General features: G+C 66.0%; 5 protein-coding genes and 1 pseudogene. All 6 read left to right on the top strand.

All coding sequences use genetic code 11. The annotated features are described in order from the left end of the window. Window positions 1–371, top strand: a pseudogene (locus AB4Y86_RS13375) (VOC family protein); the annotation flags it as partial. A 46-nt stretch (window positions 372–417) separates the two neighbouring features. After that, complete coding sequence (locus AB4Y86_RS13370; protein ID WP_441402704.1) at window positions 418–1,434, top strand: fumarylacetoacetate hydrolase family protein; 1,017 nt, start codon at window positions 418–420, stop codon at window positions 1,432–1,434. Continuing rightward, window positions 1,431–2,282, top strand: coding sequence for an ABC transporter substrate-binding protein (locus tag AB4Y86_RS13365; protein WP_441402703.1), 852 nt, complete (start codon window positions 1,431–1,433; stop codon window positions 2,280–2,282). The genes AB4Y86_RS13370 and AB4Y86_RS13365 overlap by 4 nt, the downstream gene beginning before the upstream one ends. An 87-nt stretch (window positions 2,283–2,369) precedes the next feature. Continuing rightward, entirely contained in the window at window positions 2,370–3,386 is a 1,017-nt protein-coding gene (locus tag AB4Y86_RS13360) for a fumarylacetoacetate hydrolase family protein (RefSeq protein WP_441402702.1), read from the top strand. Then, window positions 3,386–3,994, top strand: a complete 609-nt coding sequence (locus tag AB4Y86_RS13355) for a cupin domain-containing protein (RefSeq protein WP_441402701.1) — start codon at window positions 3,386–3,388, stop codon at window positions 3,992–3,994. Before AB4Y86_RS13360 ends, AB4Y86_RS13355 begins: the two co-directional genes overlap by 1 nt. After that, window positions 3,991–4,171: hypothetical protein (locus tag AB4Y86_RS13350; RefSeq protein ID WP_441402700.1), on the top strand; the 181-nt coding region annotated here is incomplete at its 3' end. The genes AB4Y86_RS13355 and AB4Y86_RS13350, both read left to right, overlap by 4 nt.

The raw sequence follows: 4,171 nt of genomic DNA, 5'->3' as shown, positions 1-4,171 counted from the left end.
ACTCCATGGCGATCGCGCGTGGCCCGCACGCCTCGCTGCAGCACGCGTCCTTTGAGCTGCGCGGCATCGACGAGTACATGCGCGGCACCGGAAAGCTGCTGCGCTCGGGCCACCAGAAGCTCTGGGGTCCTGGCCGCCACCGTGCCGGGGACAACACCTTCACCTACTTCCTGGATCCCAACGGCAACACCATGGAATACACCACCGAGTTGGACACGGTCGAGGAAGACAGCTGGCATCCGAGCATCTTCGATGTGCGCGAACCCGAGACCTCCGACCAATGGGGCACCGGCGGGGACATGGACGACTTCATTACCAAGGAGATGTTTAACAGCAAGGACAAGGGCCTGTACGTCGCCCCGCCGGTCTAACGGCTACTAACGGGGGTCGAATACCGGCTTCAAGGAAGGACGACTGATGGACGAATTCAGGCTGGGCACCTTTGAGGACGCAGGGGAGCAGTTCCCCGGGGCTGTCTTCGGCGACGCCGTGGTTGACCTGCGCGCCGTGCTGCCGGGCATCACCCGCATCGGGGACCTGTTCGCCGACTGGGACGCAAACCTTGAGGTGATCGGGTCCGTTGACCCGGCAGCGGCAGGTGCCCGCCCGCTCGAGGGGCTTAATGTGCTGCCACCGGTCCAGCCGGTGGGCACCATCATTGCTGCCGGGGCGAACTACCGCGAACACGTCCTGCAGATGAGCGTCGCCCACAAGCTCGGTGCGGAAGGCGCCGACCCGGGGCAACTGGCAGCCGATGCCGCGACCCAAATCGATGAGCGCGGCCGCTCCGGCGACCCCTACATCTGGACCGGGATCCCCTCGGCGGTCTGCGGCGCCTACGACGACGTGCAATTGCCGGATGTCGGCGGCAACGTCGACTGGGAACTCGAGCTTGGTGTGGTCATCGGCCGTAAGGCGCACCGGGTATCGGCCGAGGACGCCTTCGTTTACGTCGCCGGGTACACGATTGTCAATGATGTCACTGCGCGGACCCTCGTCCCGCGCAACGATATTGCCATGATGGGCACCGACTGGTTCCGGGCGAAGAACCAGCCGACGTTCTTCCCCACCGGCCCCTACGTGGTGCCGAAGCGGTTCGTACCGGACCCGGCGAAGCTGCGGATTCGATTGAGTCTCAACGGCAAAGTGATGCAGGATGCCCTGGCAGATGACCTGCTGTTCGACATCCCGAGCCTGATCGCCTACGCCTCCTCCGTCGCCGTACTGATGCCCGGGGACGTCCTGATCACCGGTTCGCCCGCAGGCAACGGTTCGCATTGGGGCCGATTCCTCCAGGATGGCGACGTGATGGAGGCGGAAATCTCGGGTCTGGGCGTCCAGCGCTCGACGGTCCGTGGGCCTTCCGGGCAGTTGCCTCCCTGGTACGTCGATCGCCCGGTCGCGGTGGCCGCGGCCGGCGGGGCCGCCTCGTGAGCCTGCGTCAAAGCCACTTCGTCCCGCCGGTGTCCTTTCTGCTGGCAGACGAGCTGGGATTCCTGAGGTCCGTGGAAGTAGTGCCCACCCGGACCACCTCGAGCGCCGAGCAACTGAGGGCCCTGCTTGCCGGGGAGCAGGACCTGGTGGTCACGGCGATTGACAACCTGTTCGAATGGACCCGTGCCGGGGCCGACCTGCGCCTGGTGGCCCRGGTCGAGGCGACCACTCCGCTGAGCATCCATGCAAGCGGTGACGTGGAATCCATTGCGGATCTGGCCGGGTGCCGGTTCGCGGTGGACGCCCCCGACAACGGGTTCGCGCTCATCGCCAAGCGCCTGTTACGGGATGCCGGCGTCGAGGTCCACTACGTGGTGGTGGGTGGCGTGCGCGAACGCCTGGAAGCACTGCTCTGCGGTCAAGTGGACGCGACCCTGCTCGGGCCGCCCTTCGACCAACTGGCCGAACGGGCCGGGCTGCGGCGGGTGATGGATGTCAACGCCCTGCTGCCGGACCTGCCGGGCCAGGGCTTGGTGGTCCGTGCCGAGGTTCTCGAATCCACGGAGCTGGCACTCTACCTCGGCGCCCTGGTACGCGGGGTGGAGGCCGGAGCGTCGATGGCAGATGCGCAGGGCATCGAGTTGCTTGAACGGGGCGCTTACCAAGCCGCCGCCGCAAGCGCCTGGGGCTCACGGGCCCGCACGCTTGCCGTGGATCACCGCGGACTGGAACTGCTGACAGAAATCCGTCAAAGCCTGGACATGCTTCCGCCGGATGTAGCCCTGGAGGAGCTTTGCGATGGCGGGGCACTCCTGAGGGCAACTGGGTCCGCCCCGGGCCGAAACTGATGTTCATCCCTACGGAGTTGACCCTTGCAACTTCGTTTTCCCAATGCGATACTGTACGTATCGTATGTACGACTTAGAGGAGCAACCATGAAACTGGGACGTATCGCAGTGCCCACGCCCGACGGCGAACAGATCCGACTTGTCGCGGCCCAGCCGGAGCAGGGCCGGGTCATTGACCTGGCCCGCGCCTATGCCCTGACGCTTCAGCGCAAGGCTGCCGAGCCGGACCGGGCTCGTGCCCTCGCTCTGGCAGTCCTTCCCGGAAGCCTGGCCGCCGGAATCGGCGGCGGCTCCATCTTCCTGGACGCCGCACACGATGCGCTCGCCGCGGCTGACGACGCTGCGCTGGCCATCGACGAGGTCTCGTGGCGCGCCGCCGTAGACTCACCGGTCATCCGCGACGGGCTCACCTTCGAACAGCACATCCAGAACTTCCACCGCATCGTCGCCAAAGCCCAGCCGGCACGCTCCATCTACGAGCGGCCGGGGTATTTCAAGGGCACCACGGCCATGTCCTACGGCCACAACCAGGAACTGCCCTACCCGGACTTCACGGAGGCCCTCGACTGGGAACTCGAGATCGGGTACGTCGTGGGCAAGTCCGGCAGCGACCTCACCCCGGACACGGCGCTGGATCATCTCTTCGGCCTCACCGTCTTCAACGACTTCAGCGCACGCGATATCCAAGGCGCGGAGATGGCGATCGGCATGGGTCCGCAGAAGTGCAAGGACTTCGGCTACGGCATCGGGCCCTGGGTTACCACGATGGACGAGATTGACTCCATCGAGGGCCTGCGCGGCCAGGTCCGCGTCAACGGCGAGGTGCTCTCGGACACGAAGGTCGAGGACTTCGTTTACACCCCGGCCGAGCTGCTGGCCTACGTCTCGATCTCCGACCGCCTGCAACCGGGCGACCTTATCGGTTCGGGCACCATGGGCTTCGGCGCCGGTGTTGAGATCGGCAAATTCCTGAAACCAGGCGACGTCATTGAGCTGGAACTGGAGGGCGTCGGCACGCTGCGCACTCCGATCTCCACCGGACGCCAAAAAGCGCCATGGTGGCCCGAACCCCGCACCTACCCGCACGAAGAATGGGTGGCGTGATGACCCGGCCGCCGGTTCGCCGGATCGTCACCGGGCACGACGACCAGGGCCGTGCCATCATCCTCTCGGACGGGGCCGCACCCAACCACTGGTCCTCAGACATGATTCCCGGATTCGGTGCCACAGTTCCGTGGCGGACCGCTGCCGGAGCTATCGACCATGTCACCGATGCCGACCCAGCCACGGCGGACGCCGAGATCCCTAGCTTTCCCGCCGTCGGCGAGACGATTCTGCGAGTTGCCGACTTCCCGCCGGACTCCGTCTACCCGGATGAGGCGGGCTCGGTGATCTTCAGTGAGCTCGACGGGCATGACGAGGCCGATGCGGGGGCCGAGCATAGCGGATCCAGGCACTTCTGGTTCCACCGCACCGACTCGCTGGACTATGCCGTCGTGCTTGACGGCGAGATCACCCTGCTCGTCGACGAAGGTGAGGCTACCATGCGCGCCGGCGACGTGGCGGTGCAACGCGCCACCAGCCACGCGTGGTCCAACCGCACCAACACTACGGCCCGGGTGCTGTTCGTGTTGATCGGAACCGAGCCCGTGACTGCGGCCCAGATCGCCGAGCAGCGCAAACTGGCCTCCCAGCCCTTGGAGACCGCATGATCACCGACACACGTGCCGCTGACGGAGAGGTGATCTGGCAACCCGAACCGGAGGGCAGCGCGGCGACAGGCGTCGGGCAGTTTACTGCCTTCCTTACCCGTCAGGGCATCGACATCGGTACGGGCTACGACGAGCTCTGGCAGTGGTCGGTGGACGAGCCGGAGCAGTTCTGGGAGC

It is taken from the genome of Arthrobacter sp. 2YAF22_2, from assembly GCF_052114645.1.
Classification (GTDB): Bacteria; Actinomycetota; Actinomycetes; order Actinomycetales; family Micrococcaceae; genus Arthrobacter.
Note: the sequence above shows the minus strand (reverse complement) of the source record. Positions and strands in the feature narration are given on the sequence as shown.

Bases quoted from the DNA above. Each gene is read 5' to 3' on its own strand.
- AB4Y86_RS13370 (WP_441402704.1), top strand. From the start codon at position 418: ATGGACGAATTCAGGCTGGGCACCTTTGAGGACGCAGGGGAGCAGTTC.
- AB4Y86_RS13360 (WP_441402702.1), top strand. From the start codon at position 2,370: ATGAAACTGGGACGTATCGCAGTGCCCACGCCCGACGGCGAACAGATC.
- AB4Y86_RS13355 (WP_441402701.1), top strand. From the start codon at position 3,386: ATGACCCGGCCGCCGGTTCGCCGGATCGTCACCGGGCACGACGACCAG.